The organism is Niastella vici (assembly GCF_002077945.1).
Lineage (GTDB): Bacteria > Bacteroidota > Bacteroidia > Chitinophagales > Chitinophagaceae > Niastella > Niastella vici.
Genome location: NZ_LVYD01000065.1, coordinates 42,495 through 63,675 on the forward strand (window position 1 = coordinate 42,495; position 21,181 = coordinate 63,675).

Below are 21,181 nucleotides of genomic sequence, written 5' to 3' on the forward strand. Positions count from 1 at the left end.
TAACTGGTCGACGCTCATTTTTGTGGTAGCCATGTTTGCCTGCCACCTACTCATGCCAATGCATCAGCATTCTTCGAAACCGTCAAATAAAACCAATCATGAATCGCATTCACATTAAAAAGTTTGGTTTTTCCTGTGGAATAACCGGCGTGCTACTTTACGTTGGTTGCGCAATAGTGATGGCAGTAGCCGGGCGTGAAACAAGTATACAATTTTTTAACGCTCTTTTTCATGGCGTCAACACCGCTTCTATAATTCGCATGAACGTTTCTCCTACCGAAGCATTCATGGGCGTAATTGAGACCTTTATCCTTTTCTGGCTTATTGGGGCGTGCATTGCCGCGTTCTATAACGTATTAAACCGCGAAACCTATAAAGCCTAAATAGATATGTCAACCATCAACTCCATACAACAAAATGATGGCCTTAAAAATCCATGGGCCGTTGATCACCCAGCGATGTTGAAGCTGTTACAAACGGATGCGGATGCGGGGCTTTCAGCAGAAGAAGTCGTAAAAAGGCTTCGAAGCGCAGGCTATAATAAAATCGAGTCAGGCAAAAGAATCAGCCTGGCAATGGTGTTGATAAATCAGTTTATAAGTCCATTTGTTTTGCTATTAGGTATTGCAGCAGGTCTATCCTTTTTCTTTAAAGAATGGCTTGATGGCATTGCTATTATTGTCGTAATTCTTATTAATGCCATTATTGGCTTTTTAATGGAGTTACAGGCGGAACAGTCAATGGAAGCACTAAAAAAATTAACGAGGGTTCCTGCCCGTGTAATGAGAGATGGAAAGCAAATAGAAATCCCTTCTGAAGAGCTGGTGCCAGGTGATATTTTATTTGTCGAGAGTGGCGACATGGTTACTGCTGACGGAAGGTTAATTCGGCTAAGTCAGTTACAAACAGATGAGTCAGCGCTTACTGGTGAATCATTGCCTGTAGAAAAATTGGTACCGCCATTAAATGAACAAACGGCTTTGGCTGAAAGAGCCAACATGATTTATAAAGGCACATTTGTAAGCAAAGGTAATGGCTATGCCGTAGTTGTAAGCACAGGCATGTCAACTGAATTCGGTGCCATTGCCCGTATGGTGCAACAGGCAGAGCAGGCGGCAACACCATTGGAAAAAAAGATCGCTATATTCAGTAAAAAACTCATTTGGATAACAGTTGCCCTATTGGTACTCATATTTACCGCTGGTTTATTAAACGGTAAACCCTTTGTATCAATGCTCGAAACATCCATTGCGCTGGCTGTAGCGGCTATACCAGAAGGCCTTCCTATCGTATCCACACTGGCGCTTGCTTATGGAATGTTACGTATGGCCCGGCATAATGTTATTGTTAAAAAACTGTCTTCGGTGGAAACCCTCGGTGGCACCAATGTGATCTGCACCGACAAAACAGGAACCCTTACCCAAAATAAGATCGAGGCGGTATATATACACATTCATCAGGCATCAACCGAAATTAAATTGGATCTTCCCAACCAATCAATTCATTTTATTTCCAATACATCTATTTCCAACGCGCCAGCGTACCATCATCTGGGACGTGTAGCAGCATTATGTAATACTGCCTATTTCGACCTGGATGGTAAGGGGGAAACGGAATCAGGTGACCCTTTGGAGATTGGGTTACTAAAAATGGCATACTGTGCCGGCATAAACCGTCAGGATTTGCAACAGCTTTTCCCTAAGATAGATGAAGTTCCATTTTCATCAGAAACTAAAATAATGGGCACCCTGCATAAAAACAACGAAGGGTATTACATTGCTGCGAAAGGAGCAGTTGAAGAATTAATAGCGCGTTGTACCAGTGTTTTGGAAGGGAGTGAAATTGTGCCGCTGACTGAAGAAAAAAGAAATCAATGGCTTGATATAGCAGAAAAACGGGCGCAATCGGGTTTGCGAATGCTTGCTTTCGCATTTCGGGATGAAGACGTTATCCCAAAAGACTTCCTTCATCAATTAACACTTACAGGACTCATTGGTTTTATTGATCCTCCAAGGCCGGAAGTGCGGGCTGCTATTGCTGAATGCAAATCAGCCGGTATTAAAGTTGTAATGATTACCGGAGATCACCCGGCAACTGCCAAAAACATAGCAGTTCAATTGGGCCTGGCAAAGGAAACAGATGGGGTAATACATGGAGGTACCATGAAACACTTTAATGAACTCACACAAGGCGATAAAGAAAAATGGATAAACGCCTCTGTCTTTGCGCGGGTGTCGCCAAAACACAAACTAGACCTGGTTACTTTATATCAAAACGAGAAAATGGTAGTTGGAATGACCGGCGATGGAGTAAATGATGCACCAGCACTGAAAAAGGCAGATATCGGTATTGCAATGGGCGAACGTGGCACACAGGTAGCCCAGGAGGCCGCCGCAATGGTTTTAAAAGATGATGCTTTTTCCTCTATTGTATTGGCAGTTAAACAAGGAAGAGCAATATTTGAGAATATTCGAAAATTTGTAATTTTCCTTTTAAGTTGCAATTTGAGTGAATTGTTAATAATTTCAACGGCATCAGTACTAAACCTCCATTTTCAACTCTTCCCGCTTCAAATATTATTCATCAATCTGGTAACAGATGTCTTACCCGCCTTGGCCTTGGGTGTAACAGAGGCTGAGCCGCATATTATGCAGCGTAAGCCGTACCCATCCGAAACTCCAATAATTGACAAAGAGAGATGGACTGCCATATTTGTTTATTCAATAATTATTTCAATTGCGTGTATAGGCGGTGTTTTTACAAGCCATGAATTATTACATAATCAGGAAGGTTGGAACACGGAACTCTGTAACAATGTATTATTTTATACGCTCATATTCTCCCAGATACTTCATGTTTTGAACATGTCGTTTGAAAAAGGGATAGCTTTTTATAAAACTGAGATATTCAAAAACCGCTACGTTTGGTATGCAATTATTCTTTGTATTGCTATTACTGTACTTTCCTTTTTGATAAGTCCAGTCAGAAAAGTACTTGACGTATCAATTTACGGATGGAACGACTGGACGATTGTTACCCTGTTTTCATTTCTTTCCTTTTTTGTTATTCAATTGATAAAGCGGCTACGATGGGTTATTTAGGGTTTGTGGCAGCCTAAATAATTCACTTAGTTAGAGCCGGTCCATTTTGCCAACCGCCCTGTGTCACCACATAAGTCAGCGATTTCTATAACAAAATGTTCCTGCTAAACGGATTATTTTTAAAGATTATTTTTGTATTTCAATTCCTATCCCTCCAATTATAACGACCTTTTCCAGTTTATCCTTAACTAGTTGGCCCTTGATACAGTAAAAATTTTCAACTATGCGCCAGCCTATCAAATTAATCATCAAAAAGGGGAAGGTACACAAAGATGGTACAAGCCTGATATTTTTGCAATACTGTTATTCAAAAGAAAGAAGGGTTTTAATTAGCACAGATATCAGCATCCCCGAAAAATACTGGAATAAGAAAGCTTGTTCCATATTGCCTTCCCTCCCTAAGCAATACGGGAATCTCCAAAGCCTCGAAACCGACTTACGCGAAAAGCTTAGGCGCTCTGAACAGATAGTAGATTATGCTATCGATTGTGGAAATACAGATCCCATACGATTTTTAAAAAGGCACTTCAAAGAAGGGGTAAATCAATACACCCCACAGGCGGGAAATGACAAAAACACAAAAGACGTAATGTATCAGATCAGCCAATACATTACCAGTAAAATAGGTCTTGTAAAAGAGCCGACCTTATCTGTCATTAGACAAATGAAAAATCATTGTATAGACTATAACCACCTTATAGGGGCTGTAACCAGTATTATTGACAACCAGAATTTACTTCCATGCAGTATTGGTGTCTTTGGCGATTGCGGTGGCGGTAAATCCAGCCTCATGCGTATGGTTGAAGAAAAATATAAGGGTCAGCCAGGTGTGTTGGTGATTCGATTTAATAGGTGGCTGTTTGAAGAATATTACGATGCAAAGACAGTTCTGATGGGAAGGATTGTGGATGAAATCATTGCCAAGCGAACCCTGTCGGCCAAAGCTTTAAAAGCAGCAGCCCGCTTATTGAAAAAAATAGATATTCTGAAATTAACCGGTTCCGCCATCAAGTACGGTATCGGTTTTGCAGCGCTCGGGCCTGCTGGTTTAGCTGTCTCAGGTGCAGAACTATTAGGAAAGCTTAAAGATGTAAATTATGAGGATATGTGACCCAACGTAGTGAGAACCCTGATGACAATATAAGAAGCAATATCCAGGACTTCCATGAAAACTTTGACGAGTTGATCCGCGAAACCAGCATTGAAAAAATCATCGTTTTTATAGATGATCTTGACCGGTGTTCTCCAGATACGGTCATTGGCACCCTGGAGGCCATTAAATTATTCCTTTTTACCAAAGGAACAGCTTTTGTGATTGGCGCTGATGAACGTCTGATCAAATATGCTGTACGCAGAAGATTCCCTGAAATACCCGCTGATTCCACAGAGGTAGGCAGGGATTACCTTGAAAAGCTAATCCAGTATCGCATACGGATACCCCCGTTAAATACAAACGAGTTAATCAATTATGTGAACCTTCTTTTCTCTCAACTGCATATAGACGCCGGTGAATTTGAAATTGCAAGGGAGAATATTTTAAAGGAAAAACAAAAAAATGGATTTGATTTCATCTTTGATATAAACAATGCAGATAAGTTTTTTCATCTACGTACAGACGAATTAAAAGAATCATTTCAACTATGTTCCCAGGTCGTTCCCATTCTAAGTGTTGGTCTGAACGGCAATCCCCGACAGTGCAAACGCTTTTTTGCAGGACATTTCACAAGGAACCCAGTATCGGCCAATGGCAAAAAATCTTGTGCAGAATGGGATGGAGTAAGCAGAACCAACTGTTAGCCAAAATCAGCAAAAGAAAAGATAAGGATTTCGAATAATGGGAACATCTTCTTCAAACCGCGGCCCTTCGGGCAAAACTGGTTTGTTGCCTACCTGGTATGGCAACGGCACGGTTAATTCGCAGCAGCAAACAGGCAATCCAGATTCCTCTGGTAATGAAACAGCAGATGGCAACCAAAATGGCAACGGGCAAGGTGAATCGCCCAACCAGCAGGTGAACACACCGCCAATTTCCAATACAACGCAGGACTGGAAAGAAGCAAAAGGCGCATTAACCCGGTATTCAAACAACACCCGGGGCTCCAACATCTGCAAGGCGGCTAAATCCTATGTTCGCACATTTGGGGGATCAAGGGGGGCAACCAGATCAGCTTCCAGAGGTGTATCCTCTGGCCGGGGGTTAGTGAACTTTTTAGGGTCAGTCTCGACATCCGGCGGCGGCTTTAGCCAAACCCTCACAGATCTTAATAAACTTTCTGCATTTTTCAGGCACAACAACCGAAATTGATTGAATTGTTGAACAACTTCCTTTTACATATAACAAAAATCTCAATATTTTATTTACAGAACCATTGATCGTTGTTTAATAGTCAAGCGCTGCCAGTGTATATAGCTTTTCTGCAATCCATGCCGGCATGATGTTACAAATTTATAACTAATTTATAACAAATTGAGATTATAATTCAATCACTTATACCCATACTTTCCCAACTGATCTGAATCTTTAAAACCAGAGAAGTTGCCCCTTTAAGGAGCAAACAAAACAGGTTGAATTGTGGTGATGGCTTCCTCTACAACAATCAAGACTTCCTATAGAAAGCCTTTAACCGGGTCCGACCATTTCTCCTGAAGGCAGGTTTGCAATACACCTTTTTTATACAAATCCTCCTGTGCTGGCAAGCCGACCTGAGAAGTTTTACAGGTCTCATTATTGTTTACGAAGGAATCACCAAACAGTAGTTTGAAGTCCCGGAAGGTAGGCTCCAGCGAAGTGTATTTCTTCGCCAACTGCGCCTGTATAGATAGAATGGGAGCTGTATAAGGCAGATAGCCCTGCAGCGCTATAGCGATCCAAAATATTTTAGCATTTATCATAATCCACTTTTATATTTGCACCACAAAGGAAATGGTGTCTTCCTATTTGAACCGTCCCGATGATTAACTAAGGACTGATGGCGCCTACAAATAGACTGTATAATTAAAATGTTATATAGAATTAAAATATTTGTAGGATATGAAGAGATTCCGCGACTCTTTCGAACAGATTTCTATCGCCACTCATCTGCTCAAATGGACACTGTATGTAATTCCTATCTCAGTGACAGTTGGCTCCCTTGTTGCATTGTTTCTTTGGTTGTTGGAAAAAGTTACCTACCTGCACTGGCAGCATCAATGGCTATTGTTTTTACTTCCACTTGGCGGTGTGTTAATTTACTTTCTATATAAGTACCTGGGTAAAAATTCAGACGCCGGTAATAACCTTATTATGGATGAAATACACCAGCCCGGGGGTGGCGTACCTGCCAGAATGGCCCCGCTTGTTTTGGCCGCTACTGTTATTACCCATTTATTCGGCGGCTCGGCCGGTCGTGAAGGCACCGCTGTACAGATCGGTGGCAGTATCGCCAATTTCTTTGCCCGGACACTGCATTTTTCAAAAGAGGATGTAAAAATGCTCCTGATGACTGGTATCGCCGCAGGTTTTGGCGCTGTCTTTGGTACCCCTATCACCGGCGCCATCTTTGCCCTTGAAGTACTTGCCGTTGGCCGTATTAAGCACGATGCCCTTATGCCCTGTTTTATCGCCAGTCTGCTTGCAGACATTACCAGCTCCGCCTGGGGCATCCACCACACCCATTACCATATACTTTTCAGCGAAGTAGAAAAAACATATTTTTCTTTTATTCATTTTGATTTTGTTCTGCTTATCAAAGTGATCGTTGCAGGCACCTTGTTTGGTCTCGTAGGATTTACCTTTGCCGAAGTATCACATACTATCAAAAACTATAGCAACCGGTGGATAAAAACGAAATGGCTTATTCCCGTTATAGGCGGTGTCATTATCATCGGCTTCACTTACCTTTTAGGTACACAAGATTATCTTGGCCTTGGCGTTACCAATCCCCGATCCGGCGGCGTTAGTATCGTTTCCTGTTTCAATGAAGGTGGCGCTACTCGCTTTAGCTGGTTGTGGAAGCTTTTGTTTACCGCCATTACCCTGGGTATGGGCTTCAAAGGTGGAGAGGTAACGCCCCTGTTTTTTATCGGTGCAGCCCTCGGTAATGCCATTGCCGTAGTAAGCGGCGCGCCAGTAGACCTCATGGCCGGCCTTGGTTTCATTGCCGTTTTCGCCGGCGCCACCAATACGCCTATTGCCTGCACCATTATGGGAGCAGAGCTCTTTGGCACACATAATCTGCTGTATTATGCTGTGGCATGTTTTACCGCCTATTACTTCAGCGGTCACTCCGGCATTTACCATGCGCAGCGTGTGGCCGTTTCAAAAGTCAATACGTTAAATCATCATACAGATAAAACACTACATGAAGTAAGAGAAAAACGCATTAAAAACAGAAAGACATGGTTGAAAAGATAAAGACCCACTCGTTGGGTAAACTGGAAATTTTTATCGAGCCCGCCCACAAAGTAAGACATGGCAAAAGAACGCTATTCAGAAAATTATTTCCCAAATCAGCCTATCTGCATATCATTGCAGAAGCCAAAAAAGACGGTATTTTAAATGCATCGGCTCATAACACGCATGCCAGTTATAGCAGCGAAGGCATCCAGGCCTTTGCCGTAGATGGCGACAATTCCAAACTGGCCATGTGTGTCGAATTGATTGATAAAAAGGAAAAACTCGAACATTTTTTCCTGAAACACAAAGACTTGCTTCGTTCCAAAATCGTCATTTATAAGGAGGTGGAATTTTGGGACCTTGACTAAATTACTGTATGAAGCCATTACTCATTATAGGGCTTGGCGGGGGCATTGGCAGTGTTTGCCGCTATCTTGTTCAGGTATATGTAACCAAATACATGTCAGTTACATTCCCGATGGGCACTTTCATTGTCAATATCATCGGCTGTTTTGTCATCGGGCTGCTTTATGGGCTTTCCAACAGGCATGCCTGGTTTACGTTGGAATGGCGCTTATTCCTTATCACCGGCCTCTGCGGCGGCTTTACTACTTTCTCCAGCTTTTCCTACGAAAGTATCAGCTTGTTAAGGGAGGGTAATTACACCTATTTTATGTTGTATGTAATATTGAGCGTAACTTTAGGGTTGCTGGCAACAGTGGGTGGGGCAGTGCTTGTTAAGTAACTAAATGGCAGTTATGAAATATAAAAGGATCTTAATTGCTGTTGATGATAGTGCTCATTCAATGAAGGCTGCCCGTGCAGGGTTTGCATTAGGCCATTGTCTGAAAGCGGTGATAGGCGTTTTATATGTAGTCAATAAATCAAAAGAGGTAGTTAACCCTGACCTGGGCATAACCCTGGAAAGCAGCAAATCGCTCCTGCTCAGGGAAGCAGAAAATACAATCGACCAATACATAAAAATGTTCGACGGCATTGAAAAGGTTTTCCGGTTCACACCCGAAGGATTGCCTGAACATGTAATACTGGACATTGCCAAAGAATGGCGGGCTGATTTAATTGTCATGGGCACACACGCAAAGTCGGGTCTGAGCCGGATTCTCACCGGCTCGGTAGCGGAATACGTTATCAGGCATGCGGAAATCCCGGTAATGGTCACACCGCAAGGAATGCTGTAGCTGAATAAAGAAATTTCATTTATATAAGACAATGCTGTAATTTCAAGTAGGGTGATGGCGTTCCACCTAATTAACCGCCTTTCGGAAGGACGATGACGCCTACAGGTTGAATTAATCATTTTTGGATTAATACTGTAGGTATGCAATTATCTGAAAAATATTCTGCCCAATTTGGCCTAATCAAAAGAACGCTTTGGTGGTCGCTTCTGACTATTCCATCTTCCATTGTTACCGGCAGTTTTGTAGCCCTGTTATTGTCGTCAGTAGATCGTGTCACTTCCACCCGCCTGTATTATCCCTGGCTTTTATTTTTTCTACCGCTGGCTGGTTTTATAACCTGGTTTTTGCTGAAACGCCTTCATGAAAAGAGCGATAATATTATATTGACCGGCATTCATTATGCGGATGCAGGCGTTACCCGGAAATCGGCAGGACCTGTTTTTATTACCACGCTTCTCACCCACCTCTGCGGAGGCTCCGCCGGCCGGGAAGATGCGGCCCTTCAAATAGGGGGAAGCATTGGTAGTTTATTTGCATGGCTGTTCCGCCTGGAAACGACTTTGGTACGGGTAGTCACAAGCTCAGGTATAGCCGCAGCTTTCGGAGCCGCCTTTGGCATACCAGTATCTGGTGCACTTTTTCCGCTGGAAGCGGTAAAATCCGGTAATTTCCCATACAATGCCCTTATTCCATGCCTTACTGCCAGTATTATTGGAATGCTTACTTGTAATTTTTGGGGAATACACCCTACGCAGTTCCAGGTCATTTTTTTTTCTAAGCTACATCCATTGTTCGCTGGTACATTTCATATAGCGCCCCTTTTATTGTTAAAAGTGGCCGGCCTCGGTGTTGCTTCCGGCCTGGTGAGTTGCCTGTTTTTCGGCCTGGCAGGGTGGATCAGATACTATACAGATAAAATCATTTCACTAAAATGGCTAATACCCATTATAGGGGGGATCTTGATTATTATGCTCTATTACCTGCTGGCCACCCCTGACTATTTAGGGCTTGGAGTTACTTCCGCGGGGCAGCAGGCTGTTTCCATTGCATCTGCATTTAAGGCCGGAGGCGCCCATACCTGGAGCTGGTGGTGGAAATTGCTTTTTGCAGTAATAACGCTTGGGTTTGGTTTCAGGGGAGGCGAAATAATACCCCTACTCTTCATTGGTGCTACTTTGGGAAATGTTCTGGCCACCCTGCTGCAGGTGCCTGCTGAATTATTCGCAGCCGTCGGGTTTATAGCCGTATTTGCCGGAGCGGCCAATACACCGTTTACCGCAACTTTTATTGGAATAGAATTATTCGGCGGCCAATACGTGGTCTATTATGCATTTGCCTGCTTTATTGCCTATTTTTTTAGCCCGGTCATCCAAAGCAAACCAGGACACCGGTTTATAGCTATCCCTAAGATTTTTGATACCGGCTTCGTAAAAGATACGCTGCTGGATTTGAAAATAGAAACTGAAAGATTTTACAACAGCAAAAAAGACGCTTCATCCAGCTAGAGGGTATTGTTTTAAAACAGAACGATGCAGAATATTTTTGAAAATATATGGTTTGTTGCAGCAATATGGATGGGACTGGCGCTTATTGCCAGCATCGTTTCTATCCGGTTAAGGGTGTCTGTGGCTTTAATTGAAATTTTAATAGGGATTATTGCCGGTAATTTTTTGGGCATTCATCAAACAACAGATTGGATTAATTTTTTGGCGATGCTGGGCAGCGGCGTAATCACTTTTTTAGCCGGTGCAGAAATAGATCCTGTATCGTTAAAAGCCAACCTGCGTCCAAGCCTCGTTATAGGGATAATATCCTTTCTTCTGCCATTCATACTGGTATGGGCATTTGCGCAATTAGTATTAGGATGGAGCTTGCAGCAGGCACAAATTGCTGGTATTGCCTTATCCACCACCTCGGTTGCGGTGGTATATGCCGTGATGATTGAAACAGGCCATAGCACTACTGCAATGGGTAAAATGATACTGGCCGCCTGCTTTATTACTGATTTTGGAACTGTACTTGCTTTAGGTGTATTATTTGCCAGTTTTAATTGGTGGATGCTATTGTTCGTTGGCGTAATGTGCATTACGCTTTGGTATATGCCTAAATGGACGAACTTTATTATTGTTCGAATGGGCGCCTCACACCAGATCAGTGAACCCGAAGTAAAATTTATCCTGCTCATTTTATTTTTCTTAGGTGGGTTATCAACTACCGCAAAAAGCGAGGCAGTTCTACCTGCCTACCTGGTAGGTTTGGTGGTAGCCGGCGTTTTTATGCGTGATAAAACTCTTGTTCACAGGATGCGAAGCATAGCTTTCGCCATATTCACCCCTTTTTATTTTATAAAGGCAGGCTTGTATGTTTCTCTTCCTGCTGTGTGGTCGGCTATCGGCGTTATCGCATTTCTTTTCCTTCTCAAATTAGCCTCTAAGTATGTAGGAGTATTTCCATTTGCCAGGGTGTTCAGTATGCGCAGCAAAGAAAGTCACTATACTTCCTTGTTGATGGGCACAGGACTTACATTTGGCACCATCTCCGCATTGTTCGGATTGAATAATCACATCATCAATCAAAAGCAATACACAATACTGGTAACGGTTGTTATATTAAGTGCTGTATTACCAACAATTTTTGCTCAAAAGTATTTTAAGCCAAAACCATCCACTATGGAAGCATGGGGGCGGCTGAGAAAGAAAAACGGAATGAAAAAAACAGCAACAACCGGCAAGAAAAAAGCACCTGTGAGCAATGCCTGATAACGAAACCTGTATCATTAATTATTACTTGTATGCTAAAAAAAAATTTAATTCTTTCCGAAGCCGAAAGAAAAGAAATGGAAAACTGGATACAGCTAACATTCGGGGCAGATCAAAACCTACCTATTGATGTACTGCTGTTGATCCTGTATAAAATACACCTGCTGGAAGAAAAAATCGGCCGGATTGAGGTACAAACAAAAACGCACTGGGTAGATTGATAAAGCAGTAAATGCGCGTACAAATTCAATAGGTATGCAGATCGGAATTTTAAATAGTAAACAGGATATGTTAAACACTAACAGGATTAAAACAGCTACAAAATTTGTAGTGCTGCTAGGCTTGGTAAGCCTTTTTGCCGACATGACCTATGAAGCAGCCCGCAGTATCAACGGACCTTATCTTAATGTATTAGGCACCTCTGCTACCACAGTGGGTTGGGTAGCGGGCTTGGGTGAGTTATTAGGATACAGCCTGCGAATGTTATCGGGTTATATCAGCGATAAAACCCACAAATACTGGCTGATTACCATTATTGGATATACGGTAAACCTGATTTCAGTGCCGTTACTTGCCTGGGCAGGATATTGGCAGCTTGCTGTGGTATTAATGATCATGGAACGCATTGGTAAAGCTATTCGCACGCCGGCGCGTGATGCTATGTTGTCATATGGCACCAAAGAAATGGGGCGTGGATGGGGCTTTGGCCTGCACGAAGCCCTGGACCAAACCGGAGCTACCATTGGACCCTTGCTGGTGGGCGCAGTTTTGTTTTATAAAAACAGCGCTTACACTTCTGCTTTTCTGGTATTATTTATTCCTGCCATCATTGCCTTAGGCGTCTTAATGCTGGCCAGGTCATTATATCCTCACCCGGAGCACCTGGAAATAAAAAATACAACCATTGATACAAAGGGATACTCAAAGCGATTTTGGCTATACCTGCTGGCGGTCATATTTATCGCTGCCGGCTACGCCGATTTCCCGTTGATAGCTTATCATTTTAAAAAGACGGCGTTGATAAAGGATGCTTTGATTCCTGTTTTTTATTCAATAGCCATGATCAGTGATGGACTAGCGGCCCTGTTAATGGGTAAGCTATTTGATCGTATAGGAGTTAAGGTTTTAATGGCTGCTACATTGATATCGCTTTGTTTTGCCCCAATGGTATTTTGGGGTACCATGCCCTGGGCACTGGCGGGTATGATTGTTTGGGGCATTGGCATGGGCGCCCAGGAATCAGTAGTAAAGGCTGTGGTAGCCGATCTTATCCCCCAGGAGAAAAGAGGAACAGCCTATGGTGTTTTTAATACCGGCTTTGGCATCTTTTGGTTTATTGGCAGCGTGCTGATGGGATATTTATACGACATATCGCTACCAGCCCTTATTTGGTTCTCGGTCATAACACAACTGATCGCATTTATCATATTGGGGATATTCATAAGCAGCAAGTTTAAAAAGGATAAAACAACGGCATTTTGTGATTAATCAAAACACTTGATAACCAAAATCAAAAATTATGAAGATTACAAAGATCCATGCAAGGGAAGTATTGGATTCAAGAGGCAATCCAACCGTTGAAGCAGAACTGACAATTAATGAAAATTGTACCGGCAAGGCCATTGTGCCATCGGGCGCCAGTACCGGCGAAAAGGAGGCTGTTGAATTAAGAGATGGTGATTTAAAACGGTATAATGGCAAAGGCGTTGTACAAGCAGTTAATAATGTGAACAGCATTATTGCCGCTCATTTAAAAGGTAAAAGTATCGGTAGCCAGATGGAACTGGACAACCACATGATTGAGCTGGATGGAACGCCCAATAAATCAAAACTTGGGGCGAACGCTATCCTGGCCGTTTCTATGGCTTATGCCAAAGCAATGGCCCTGCTTAGAAATATTCCTTTGTACCGTCAATTAAAGGATGCAAACGAGTATGTAATGCCGGTACCCTGTATGAATGTCATCAATGGAGGCCGGCATGCCGATAATAATGTAGACTTCCAGGAATTTATGATCGCACCGCACAATGCACCATCGTTCAGGGAAGCAATAAGGATGGGCGAAGAAACTTTCCATTCGCTCAAAAGCATTCTTAATAAAAAGGGTTATTTCACAGGCGTAGGTGATGAAGGAGGATTTGCCCCCAACCTGAAATCCAATGAAGAAGCCGTGGAAGTGATTCTGGAAGCTATTGTAAAGGCTGGGTACAAACCAGGTGAAGATATTTCAGTTTGCCTCGATCCTGCTACCAGTGAAATGTGGGAAGATGGGCAATATGTGTTCTTTAAATCTACACAGGAAAAAATTTCATCGCAGCAGTTACTTGATATTTGGGCAAAATGGATCAGCCAGTATCCGATCGTTTTGCTGGAGGATGGTATGGCTGAGAACGACTGGGAAGGATGGGAAATCATGACAAAACAGTTGGGGGGCACGATTGAACTGGTAGGCGATGATATTTTTTGTACCAATCCTGGTATTCTTATAAAGGGCATAAAACAGGGCGTAGCCAATTCCATTCTGATAAAATTAAACCAGATTGGTACGGTCAGCGAAACCCTGGAGACTATTGATCTGGCTTACCAGCACGGGTACAACTGTTTTATATCACACCGCAGCGGTGAAACAGAAGATACAACTATTGCCGATCTGGCTGTTGCTACCAGCGCCGGTCATATCAAAACAGGGAGTGGCTGTCGTAGTGAACGCATTGCCAAGTTCAACCAGCTATTGCGAATAGAAGAAGAATTGGGAATCGCTGCGAAATTCCAGGGAATAAAAGCATTTAAAAACAAATAGTGCCTTTAATATGATTACAATAAAACATCCCTGGCATATTTCCATTGGAGATAGAGCACCCGATGTTGTAAAGGCTGTTATTGAAATACCCAAAGGTTCACGCATGAAGTATGAACTCGATAAACCATCAGGGTTACTCAGGTTAGACCGGGTACTCTATTCCGCGATGTTTTATCCCCTCAATTATGGGCTTGTTCCGCAAACCTACTTTGATGATGGCGATCCATTGGACATACTGGTGTTTTGTTCTATCGAGGTAACACCGCTTTGTGTTGTGGATGCAACGGTTATAGGCATTATGCACATGGAAGATGAAAATGGTATGGATGATAAGATATTGGCAGTCGCTGCACACGACCCGGCTTATCATCATGTAAGCGACCTGGATGATATACCATCCTATCATATGGAGGAACTGAAACATTTTTTTGAAGTATATAAGGTGCTTGAAAAAAAGAAAGTACAGGTAGGTAACATGTACGGGCGTGAAAAGGCCAGAGAATGCATAGTCAGGAGTATGGAGCTGTATAAAGAAAAAATCGGTTTATGAAAGTTGCTATTATCAGCGACATACATGGGAATCTACCTGCCTTGCAGGCCGTTATGGAAGATATCGGCAGGCACCAACCTGATGATATTTATTGCCTGGGCGACCTGGTTAACTTTGCAGGGTGGGATAATGAAGTGATTGACCTGATCAGGAAGCATGGTATTACATGTATACAGGGCAATCATGATGAAGGTATCGGGTATAATAAAAGTCAGTTCCCTTTTTCCTACAAAACTGAAGCCGAGCGTGAATTTGGTTTACAGTCGATTGCTATAGTCAATCAACATATAACAGACGAAAACCGGCGTTTTCTTAAAAACCTTCCTTTTTCCATTCAGTTGCAATTTCGTTTTCCATTTCATCCTGTAAAATTGGTAATGGTGCATGGAAGTCCTTTAAGTAACAATGAATATGTAATGTCTAACCTTAAAGATAGTACCATGCTGGAATTGCTCGATGATGTGGGAGCTGATATACTTTTGATGGGGCATACACATATTCCCTTTTGCAGAAGCATTTATGCTGAACGGGAAAATGAAAAAATATACAGGCACCTCATCAATGCCGGTTCTGTTGGCAAGCCAAAACATGGCAATAACAGGGCTTGCTATGTTATTTTAACCATCCACGAAAGAATGGAATTAACTGATCCCAATTCTATTTTTGCCGATTTCCATTATGTAACCTACGATACAGACGCTGTAATTGAGCATATAAAAAGTATTGGATTATCCGATGCCTATGACCAGTTCCTAAGAAAAGGTCAGAAAGCCTATAATCATGGATAAATTCGGTAATCTGTTAGAAAAAATACAGTTGCTGGCAAATGGTATTGCCGGCAGGGAGTTGACCAGCGAGATATCCCGGTTACAGGAAAAAATAAAAACGGAGAGACTATACATTGTGGTGCTGGGATTATTTAAAAGAGGTAAGTCATCCCTTATTAATGCATTATTGGGAAAGGATTTGCTACCCGTTGGAGTTACTCCTGTAACCGCCATTGTTACTTTACTGGAATTTACCACTTCAGCGCCATTCATCGAAATTCAATATAAGGATGGTCACCGGCAGCAAAAAGCAATAGAAGAATTGAGCCTTTATGTTAGCGAAGAGCAAAATGCGGCCAATGAAAAAGAGGTAGAGGTAGTACGTATATATTGTGATGCCCCGTTGTTGAAAATTGCTACCCTCGTTGATACACCAGGTTTGGGGTCTGCTTTTGAGCACAATACGGCAGCCACCTTACAATTCATTCCCAAAATTGATGCGGCGATAGTTGTTTTGAGCGCCGACTGGCCCATTTCAAAAACAGAAATAGATTTTCTCAGCGAATTAAAATCAGTTGTTCCCAGAATTATAGTAGTACTCAATAAGATTGACCTTTTGCCGGAGGATGATCTGAAAAAGATAGTAGCACATAACGAAGGTATCCTTTCAGGCTTATTACAGGGTACATCAATAAGCCCGCAACTGTTTTTGGTATCTGCCCGGCAACCACATAACCGTATTGTATGGCTACATAGATTGATTGAAAACATGGCCGTTCACGAGAAAGGTGCCATAATGCAGGAGTCGATTAGCAGACAATATAACTGGCTGCATAAGGAATTACAGATGCAATTGCAGTTAAAGTTCGATGCACTCACTATGCCATTAACCGAACTGGAACAACGCCGGTCACAATTGCAGGCGTCCATTCAACTGATGCAGATGCAGAAAGACGAATTTGCCAGTATTATTAACAGTAGAATCCGGTTGATGCAGGACCAGATACATATTACCGTTAACGATGCTTCCAAAACGATAAAATCCCGGGTAAATGAAAGACTATCCGAAGCAATTAATAAAGACGAGTCTGTAAACCATCTTCACACTGAACTTGATCAATATATCCTTAATGAATTTGACGAAATAAAACGATCAATGGAGCAGGCGAGCCGTGAGCAGTTTAAAAGCCTGCTTACTCAATACAGTAACCGGTCGCAAAGTTTTCTGAACGAGCTTGCCCACCATCTTACCGCATTAATGGGAATCAGTTTTGACATGATTGCCGACAAATTCGACCTCGATATTTATACTTCCTTTTATCTGACGCTCAGCAGTGACCATGTAAATGGCACCTATAACAAATCCCTTTTATATAAATTGCTGCCTGCCTCCATCCGGAAAAAGCAACTATTGAAAGGACTTCAAAAACACTATAATGAAGTGGTCATTCGCAATACATCGGCTATCATTTATGATTTGCAGTACAAAATCCAGGAATCCTTCCGGAAATTTAATTACGACCTCAATAACCGGTTTAGTGAATTACTGCAAACTATAGAGTCAATTATCGAAGACGCCATCCGGTTAAAAAACCAAACAGAACGTTCGTTGGATGCTGAAATTGGACGATTAAGGAATAATCTGGTTGAACTGGAAGCGATTAAACTACCTGCCGTATAGATGACAAACCCACTAAAATAACATCTTGTTAAATAAATGAACAGTTTTTGCTGCATAAAAAGGCGTAAATTAGTAATCAATAGGCGATGGAGTTCGCCTTTGAGCGCCACTTTCCACGCGTGGCTAATGACTCCTGTTTCATGGTTTAAAATGATTAAACTACAAACTATGACCAGGGGTTTTACATTAACAGGAACAGGTAATTGTTTAAGTCGCTTTCTCCGCTATTTTTTTACGCACTATGCTAAAAAGTATTCTCCTTCAATTATTGCTGTTCTGATAAGTATCAAAACCAGCAGTATTTTTTTTCATGAGAAGGAGGTACGCCATGGTTAAATCAGTAGAAATAATACGACCGGTCGGTATACCATACCGGCTACTGAGTTTCAAATTTTACTTTAGTACTATTAACAGCCATATTGTTAACATGTATCATGCTGCCGGCATGAATCTCGTATACGAACAGGTAAAAATGTGTTATGTATTCCCTCAAAATGAATTTTATCAGTTTTTAAAACTTCAAAATACTAAAGAGCTACATGATGAAAAATATAACTTTTTGTTGATAAAAGGCATATTTGGAGAGGATGCAAAATTGGAAATTGCTATTGACATTGAAAATGAGGAAGTATTAAACCTCATGGAACCGCAACATCATTTTAATAGTAATCGTGTCTCTGCTCATAGATTGCCTGAACCAAATGACGATATTTTTTTGGGTGACACAAACAATGGAACGACATACCATCATTTTTTATGTTATGATATTCATTCCGATATATGGGCCGGTGTATCAGATGTTAGTGTGCGTTATGTAAGCTCATATGATAATCTTAACCGGATTATCTGTTTTTGGTTTGATGAAATTGCCAACAAATGGATTTACAATAATTAGCGTAAAAAAAGTGGAGAGGAAATTTTTATGGCATTCAGCAGCATTTTATTCAAAAATAAAACAGCGCTTATCAGTGAAACACCGGCATTTTTTGTTGACCTGAACCTGGTACAGGTAATCAATACGGTTATTCATGGAAAAGAACAGTATAACCTAAAACCCTTTTTTAATACTTGTTTGCGTGACCCGGAAGCGATTGTGTATCGCCAGGAAACAATGAAAGACATGGAAAAGGATGAGCTGTTTAACTGCCTGACGGCCTTTGCTACAAGAATGTATGCCATGCGCCAACAACTACCCAACCCCAAAGCTAATAACTACAAATACCAGGATGAAAGGTTCCTTTTGGATGCTGTTAATACCTATAGCACTGCTATTCATTCACTGTCTGGGGATTTGGCACCTATGAATATAAAATCTTCAGGTTTGCTGGCCTTTCGGGAATACCTGGTACGCTATATACAATCTCCCGTCTTTACGTCGCTCTTCAATGATACCCAAAAATTATTAACGGATCTTTCCTCGATAAAATATTGTGTGCTCGCAAAGGAACTAAAGGTGCAGGTCGCCAGCTACAGGGAAGAAACAGACTACAGCGCGGAAGTAGAGCGCACCTTTGAGAAGTTCAAGCGCGAGGCAATAAAAGATTACAGCATGAAATTTACTCCAAATCTTCAGATGAACCATGTGGAGGCATCCATACTGGAAGGAGTAGCACAGTTGTACCCCCTGGTATTTCAGCAGTTGAGTGACTTCTGTACCAAATATGCCGACTTTCAAGATGAAACAATAATCACCTTTGACAGGGAAATCCAGTTTTATATTGCCTGGTTGGAATTTATCTCGAAATTGAAACAATCCGGATTGTCGTTCAGCTATCCCGAAATTACCAGCAATAACAAAAATATTTATAGCCATGAAGGTTTTGATGTGGCCCTGGCTTACAAACTTGTTAAAGAAAACAAGCCTATAGTTTGTAATGATTTCTATCTTAAAAATGAAGAACGCATATTTATTGTAAGCGGACCGAACCAGGGCGGTAAAACTACGTTTGCCCGCACTTTCGGACAGTTACATTTCCTGGCTGCTCTTGGATGCCTGGTTCCGGGCAGGGAAGCAAAACTATTTTTGTTCGACAGGTTGTTCACCCATTTTGAAAAGCAGGAAAATATAACCAACCTCAGAAGCAAACTGGAAGATGATTTGATCAGGATACACAACATCGTGCAACAGGCTACTACTAACAGTATTATCATTATGAATGAAATACTTTCCTCTACCACTTTACAGGACGCCGTATTTCTGAGCAAAAAATTAATGGAAAAAATTGACAGGTTAGATGTGTTATGTGTTTGGGTAACCTTTATTGACGAATTGCTATCCTTTAGTGAAAAAACCGTAAGTGTGGTTAGTACGGTAGAACCGGATAACTCCACGATTCGAACTTTTAAAATCGAAAGAAAACCTGCCGACGGATTGGCCTTTGCATTGTCTATAGCCGAAAAATATCACGTTACATATAGTGCCTTACGAAACCGGATTAAATTATGAAAGTACTGCTGCTATATGAAAACCGCGATTTTGATCTGAAAGCACCATTGCCCTGGAATGAAAAAGAGCTAATGCAGGATCTGGAATTAAATATATTATTGAACGCAATGGCCGGCTCGGATGAATTTTTGCTGGAAGTAGCAATGAAAACAATCCTTACCGGAATAACCAATGACCTTGACACCATAATTTACAGGCAGGGCATTATACAGGACTGTTTAAAAAATCCTTCTGTTATCAGGTTATTATATGATATAACAGAAGGCGCCCTGGAAAGCCGGAAAATCGGCTGGTTCGGCGTCTTTTCAAAATATCCCTCTTCGATTTTATCAGATGCAATCGGGCTCATGGAAATATTTTCGGATATCTTAAAGCAATTGCGGCAGGTAGCCGATGAGCATGTAAATAAATTCCAATCAGATGGATTCAACCGGTTTTTCACCATGCTGCAAAAGGAGCTAAGCGATACCTATTTTGAAGAAATTAATACCAATCTGGAATCGCTGAAGTTTCGGGATGGAATTTTGATCAGTTATGAAATGGGCAACGGAAACAAGGGCATCCATCCCAGGCTGCACCAGTATCATGGCAAAAGGAAAAGCTGGTGGCAGCGGCTTTTTGCGAAGAAGGAGCATATATATACGTTTAATATTCACCCAAGAGATGTAGGTGGCGCAAGAGCTTTGTCGGAATTAACGAACGAAGGCATTAACCTGGTGGCCAATGCGCTGGCCCAATCAAATGACCATATCCTTCATTTTTTCAAATTGTTAAAAACTGAACTGGCATTTTATATTGGCTGCCTCAACTTGCATGAACAGCTTGCGAAAATGCAGGCGCCGGTTTGCATTCCCGAACCTATAACACACATGGAAAGAAAACATGCATTTAAGGATTTGTATGATCCGTGTCTGGCTTTAAAAATGGGCAAAAGAATTATAGGGAACGAAATAAATGTGCTTAACAAAAACCTGGTGATTATTACAGGAGCTAATCAGGGAGGTAAATCCACTTTTCTAAGGAGCATCGGCGTAGCGCAACTAATGATGCAAAGCGGGATGTTTGTACCGGCTGAAAATTTTCAGGCTAACCTTTGCAACAGCCTGTTTACACATTTTAAGAGAGAAGAAGATACCACTATGAATAGTGGTAAACTGGATGAAGAATTAAGCAGGATGAGTGACATTGCGGGTCAAATAACCGGCGATTCACTCTTACTCTTTAATGAATCATTTGCGGCAACCAACGAAAGGGAAGGATCGGAAATTGCCCGGCAGATCGTTACTGCTTTGCAGGAAAAGAACCTGAAGGTTTTTTATGTTACCCACCTGTATCAATTTGCCCATAATTTTTACAATAACAACAAAGAGGATAAAGCCATTTTTCTTAGGGCTGAACGGCAAACCGATACAACGAGAACTTTTAAATTAAAAGTGGCGGAACCACTCCAGACAAGTTATGGTAAAGATGTGTATTATAAAGTGTTTGAAGAAACCTGAATAA

The 21,181-nt window shown here is 41.7% G+C and carries 21 protein-coding genes and 3 riboswitches; of the genes, 20 read left to right on the forward strand and 1 reads right to left on the reverse strand.

What is annotated here, in order from left to right:
- The first annotated feature begins 98 nt into the window (after positions 1 to 98).
- From A3860_RS29475 to A3860_RS29495, 5 genes are all read left to right on the forward strand, one after another.
- The gene (locus A3860_RS29475) at positions 99 to 383 is read left to right on the forward strand and encodes a DUF5676 family membrane protein (protein WP_081153500.1); all 285 of its coding nucleotides are present in this window, start codon (positions 99 to 101) and stop codon (positions 381 to 383) included.
- 6 nt (positions 384 to 389) lie between these two features.
- The gene (locus tag A3860_RS29480) at positions 390 to 3,101 is read left to right on the forward strand and encodes a cation-translocating P-type ATPase (RefSeq protein WP_081153501.1); all 2,712 of its coding nucleotides are present in this window, start codon (positions 390 to 392) and stop codon (positions 3,099 to 3,101) included.
- Positions 3,102 to 3,324: 223 nt separating this feature from the next.
- Entirely contained in the window at positions 3,325 to 4,212 is an 888-nt protein-coding gene (locus A3860_RS42160; RefSeq protein ID WP_081153502.1) for an Arm DNA-binding domain-containing protein, read from the forward strand.
- Positions 4,209 to 4,898 carry a KAP family P-loop NTPase fold protein gene (locus A3860_RS42165; RefSeq protein ID WP_081153504.1) on the forward strand — a complete coding sequence of 230 codons (690 nt, stop codon included), beginning with the start codon at positions 4,209 to 4,211 and terminating at the stop codon, positions 4,896 to 4,898. The genes A3860_RS42160 and A3860_RS42165 overlap by 4 nt, the downstream gene beginning before the upstream one ends.
- A 37-nt stretch (positions 4,899 to 4,935) precedes the next feature.
- Entirely contained in the window at positions 4,936 to 5,406 is a 471-nt protein-coding gene (locus A3860_RS29495) for a hypothetical protein (RefSeq protein WP_081153505.1), read from the forward strand.
- Positions 5,407 to 5,708: 302 nt separating this feature from the next.
- Here the strand turns inward: A3860_RS29495 and A3860_RS29500 are convergent, their stop codons facing one another.
- Positions 5,709 to 5,993 carry a hypothetical protein gene (locus tag A3860_RS29500; RefSeq protein WP_081153506.1) on the reverse strand — a complete coding sequence of 95 codons (285 nt, stop codon included), beginning with the start codon at positions 5,991 to 5,993 and terminating at the stop codon, positions 5,709 to 5,711.
- A gap of 18 nt (positions 5,994 to 6,011) precedes the next feature.
- A riboswitch (Fluoride riboswitch) is annotated at positions 6,012 to 6,087 on the forward strand.
- A 45-nt stretch (positions 6,088 to 6,132) separates the two neighbouring features.
- On the opposite strand from A3860_RS29500, the gene A3860_RS29505 reads away from it, so the two are divergent.
- From A3860_RS29505 to A3860_RS29575, 15 genes are all read left to right on the forward strand, one after another.
- Positions 6,133 to 7,494 (forward strand): voltage-gated chloride channel family protein, encoded by a 1,362-nt coding sequence (locus A3860_RS29505; protein ID WP_081153507.1) that lies wholly within the window; start codon positions 6,133 to 6,135, stop codon positions 7,492 to 7,494.
- Positions 7,479 to 7,844, forward strand: a complete 366-nt coding sequence (locus A3860_RS29510) for a DUF190 domain-containing protein (RefSeq protein WP_081153508.1) — start codon at positions 7,479 to 7,481, stop codon at positions 7,842 to 7,844. The genes A3860_RS29505 and A3860_RS29510 overlap by 16 nt, the downstream gene beginning before the upstream one ends.
- Before the next feature lie 8 nt (positions 7,845 to 7,852).
- Complete coding sequence (crcB, locus tag A3860_RS29515) at positions 7,853 to 8,221, forward strand: fluoride efflux transporter CrcB (RefSeq protein ID WP_081153510.1); 369 nt, start codon at positions 7,853 to 7,855, stop codon at positions 8,219 to 8,221.
- Positions 8,222 to 8,234: 13 nt separating this feature from the next.
- Positions 8,235 to 8,675, forward strand: coding sequence for a universal stress protein (locus A3860_RS29520; protein ID WP_081153555.1), 441 nt, complete (start codon positions 8,235 to 8,237; stop codon positions 8,673 to 8,675).
- Positions 8,676 to 8,716: 41 nt separating this feature from the next.
- A riboswitch (Fluoride riboswitch) is annotated at positions 8,717 to 8,784 on the forward strand.
- Between the two features lie 31 nt (positions 8,785 to 8,815).
- Entirely contained in the window at positions 8,816 to 10,180 is a 1,365-nt protein-coding gene (locus A3860_RS29525) for a chloride channel protein (protein ID WP_081153511.1), read from the forward strand.
- A 24-nt stretch (positions 10,181 to 10,204) separates the two neighbouring features.
- On the forward strand, positions 10,205 to 11,434 hold the full coding sequence (locus tag A3860_RS29530) for a cation:proton antiporter (RefSeq protein WP_081153513.1): 1,230 nt from the start codon (positions 10,205 to 10,207) through the stop codon (positions 11,432 to 11,434).
- Between the two features lie 32 nt (positions 11,435 to 11,466).
- A complete protein-coding gene (locus A3860_RS29535; protein WP_081153514.1) occupies positions 11,467 to 11,655 on the forward strand; it encodes a hypothetical protein in 189 nt (62 codons plus the stop codon).
- A gap of 34 nt (positions 11,656 to 11,689) precedes the next feature.
- Positions 11,690 to 12,922: an MFS transporter gene (locus A3860_RS29540; RefSeq protein ID WP_216823535.1), complete on the forward strand. Its 1,233-nt coding sequence runs from the start codon at positions 11,690 to 11,692 to the stop codon at positions 12,920 to 12,922.
- Positions 12,923 to 12,953: 31 nt separating this feature from the next.
- On the forward strand, positions 12,954 to 14,234 hold the full coding sequence (gene eno, locus A3860_RS29545) for a phosphopyruvate hydratase (RefSeq protein ID WP_081153515.1): 1,281 nt from the start codon (positions 12,954 to 12,956) through the stop codon (positions 14,232 to 14,234).
- 10 nt (positions 14,235 to 14,244) lie between these two features.
- Positions 14,245 to 14,784, forward strand: a complete 540-nt coding sequence (locus tag A3860_RS29550) for an inorganic diphosphatase (protein WP_081153516.1) — start codon at positions 14,245 to 14,247, stop codon at positions 14,782 to 14,784.
- Positions 14,781 to 15,572, forward strand: a complete 792-nt coding sequence (locus A3860_RS29555) for a metallophosphoesterase family protein (RefSeq protein ID WP_081153517.1) — start codon at positions 14,781 to 14,783, stop codon at positions 15,570 to 15,572. Before A3860_RS29550 ends, A3860_RS29555 begins: the two co-directional genes overlap by 4 nt.
- Positions 15,565 to 17,232 (forward strand): dynamin family protein, encoded by a 1,668-nt coding sequence (locus A3860_RS29560; protein WP_081153519.1) that lies wholly within the window; start codon positions 15,565 to 15,567, stop codon positions 17,230 to 17,232. Before A3860_RS29555 ends, A3860_RS29560 begins: the two co-directional genes overlap by 8 nt.
- Positions 17,233 to 17,305: 73 nt before the next feature.
- A riboswitch (Fluoride riboswitch) is annotated at positions 17,306 to 17,375 on the forward strand.
- Positions 17,376 to 17,659: 284 nt separating this feature from the next.
- Positions 17,660 to 18,127, forward strand: a complete 468-nt coding sequence (locus A3860_RS29565; RefSeq protein WP_081153520.1) for a hypothetical protein — start codon at positions 17,660 to 17,662, stop codon at positions 18,125 to 18,127.
- A gap of 27 nt (positions 18,128 to 18,154) precedes the next feature.
- Entirely contained in the window at positions 18,155 to 19,678 is a 1,524-nt protein-coding gene (locus A3860_RS29570) for a MutS-related protein (RefSeq protein WP_081153522.1), read from the forward strand.
- Positions 19,675 to 21,177: a MutS-related protein gene (locus A3860_RS29575; RefSeq protein WP_081153523.1), complete on the forward strand. Its 1,503-nt coding sequence runs from the start codon at positions 19,675 to 19,677 to the stop codon at positions 21,175 to 21,177. The genes A3860_RS29570 and A3860_RS29575 overlap by 4 nt, the downstream gene beginning before the upstream one ends.
- Positions 21,178 to 21,181: the final 4 nt, after the last annotated feature.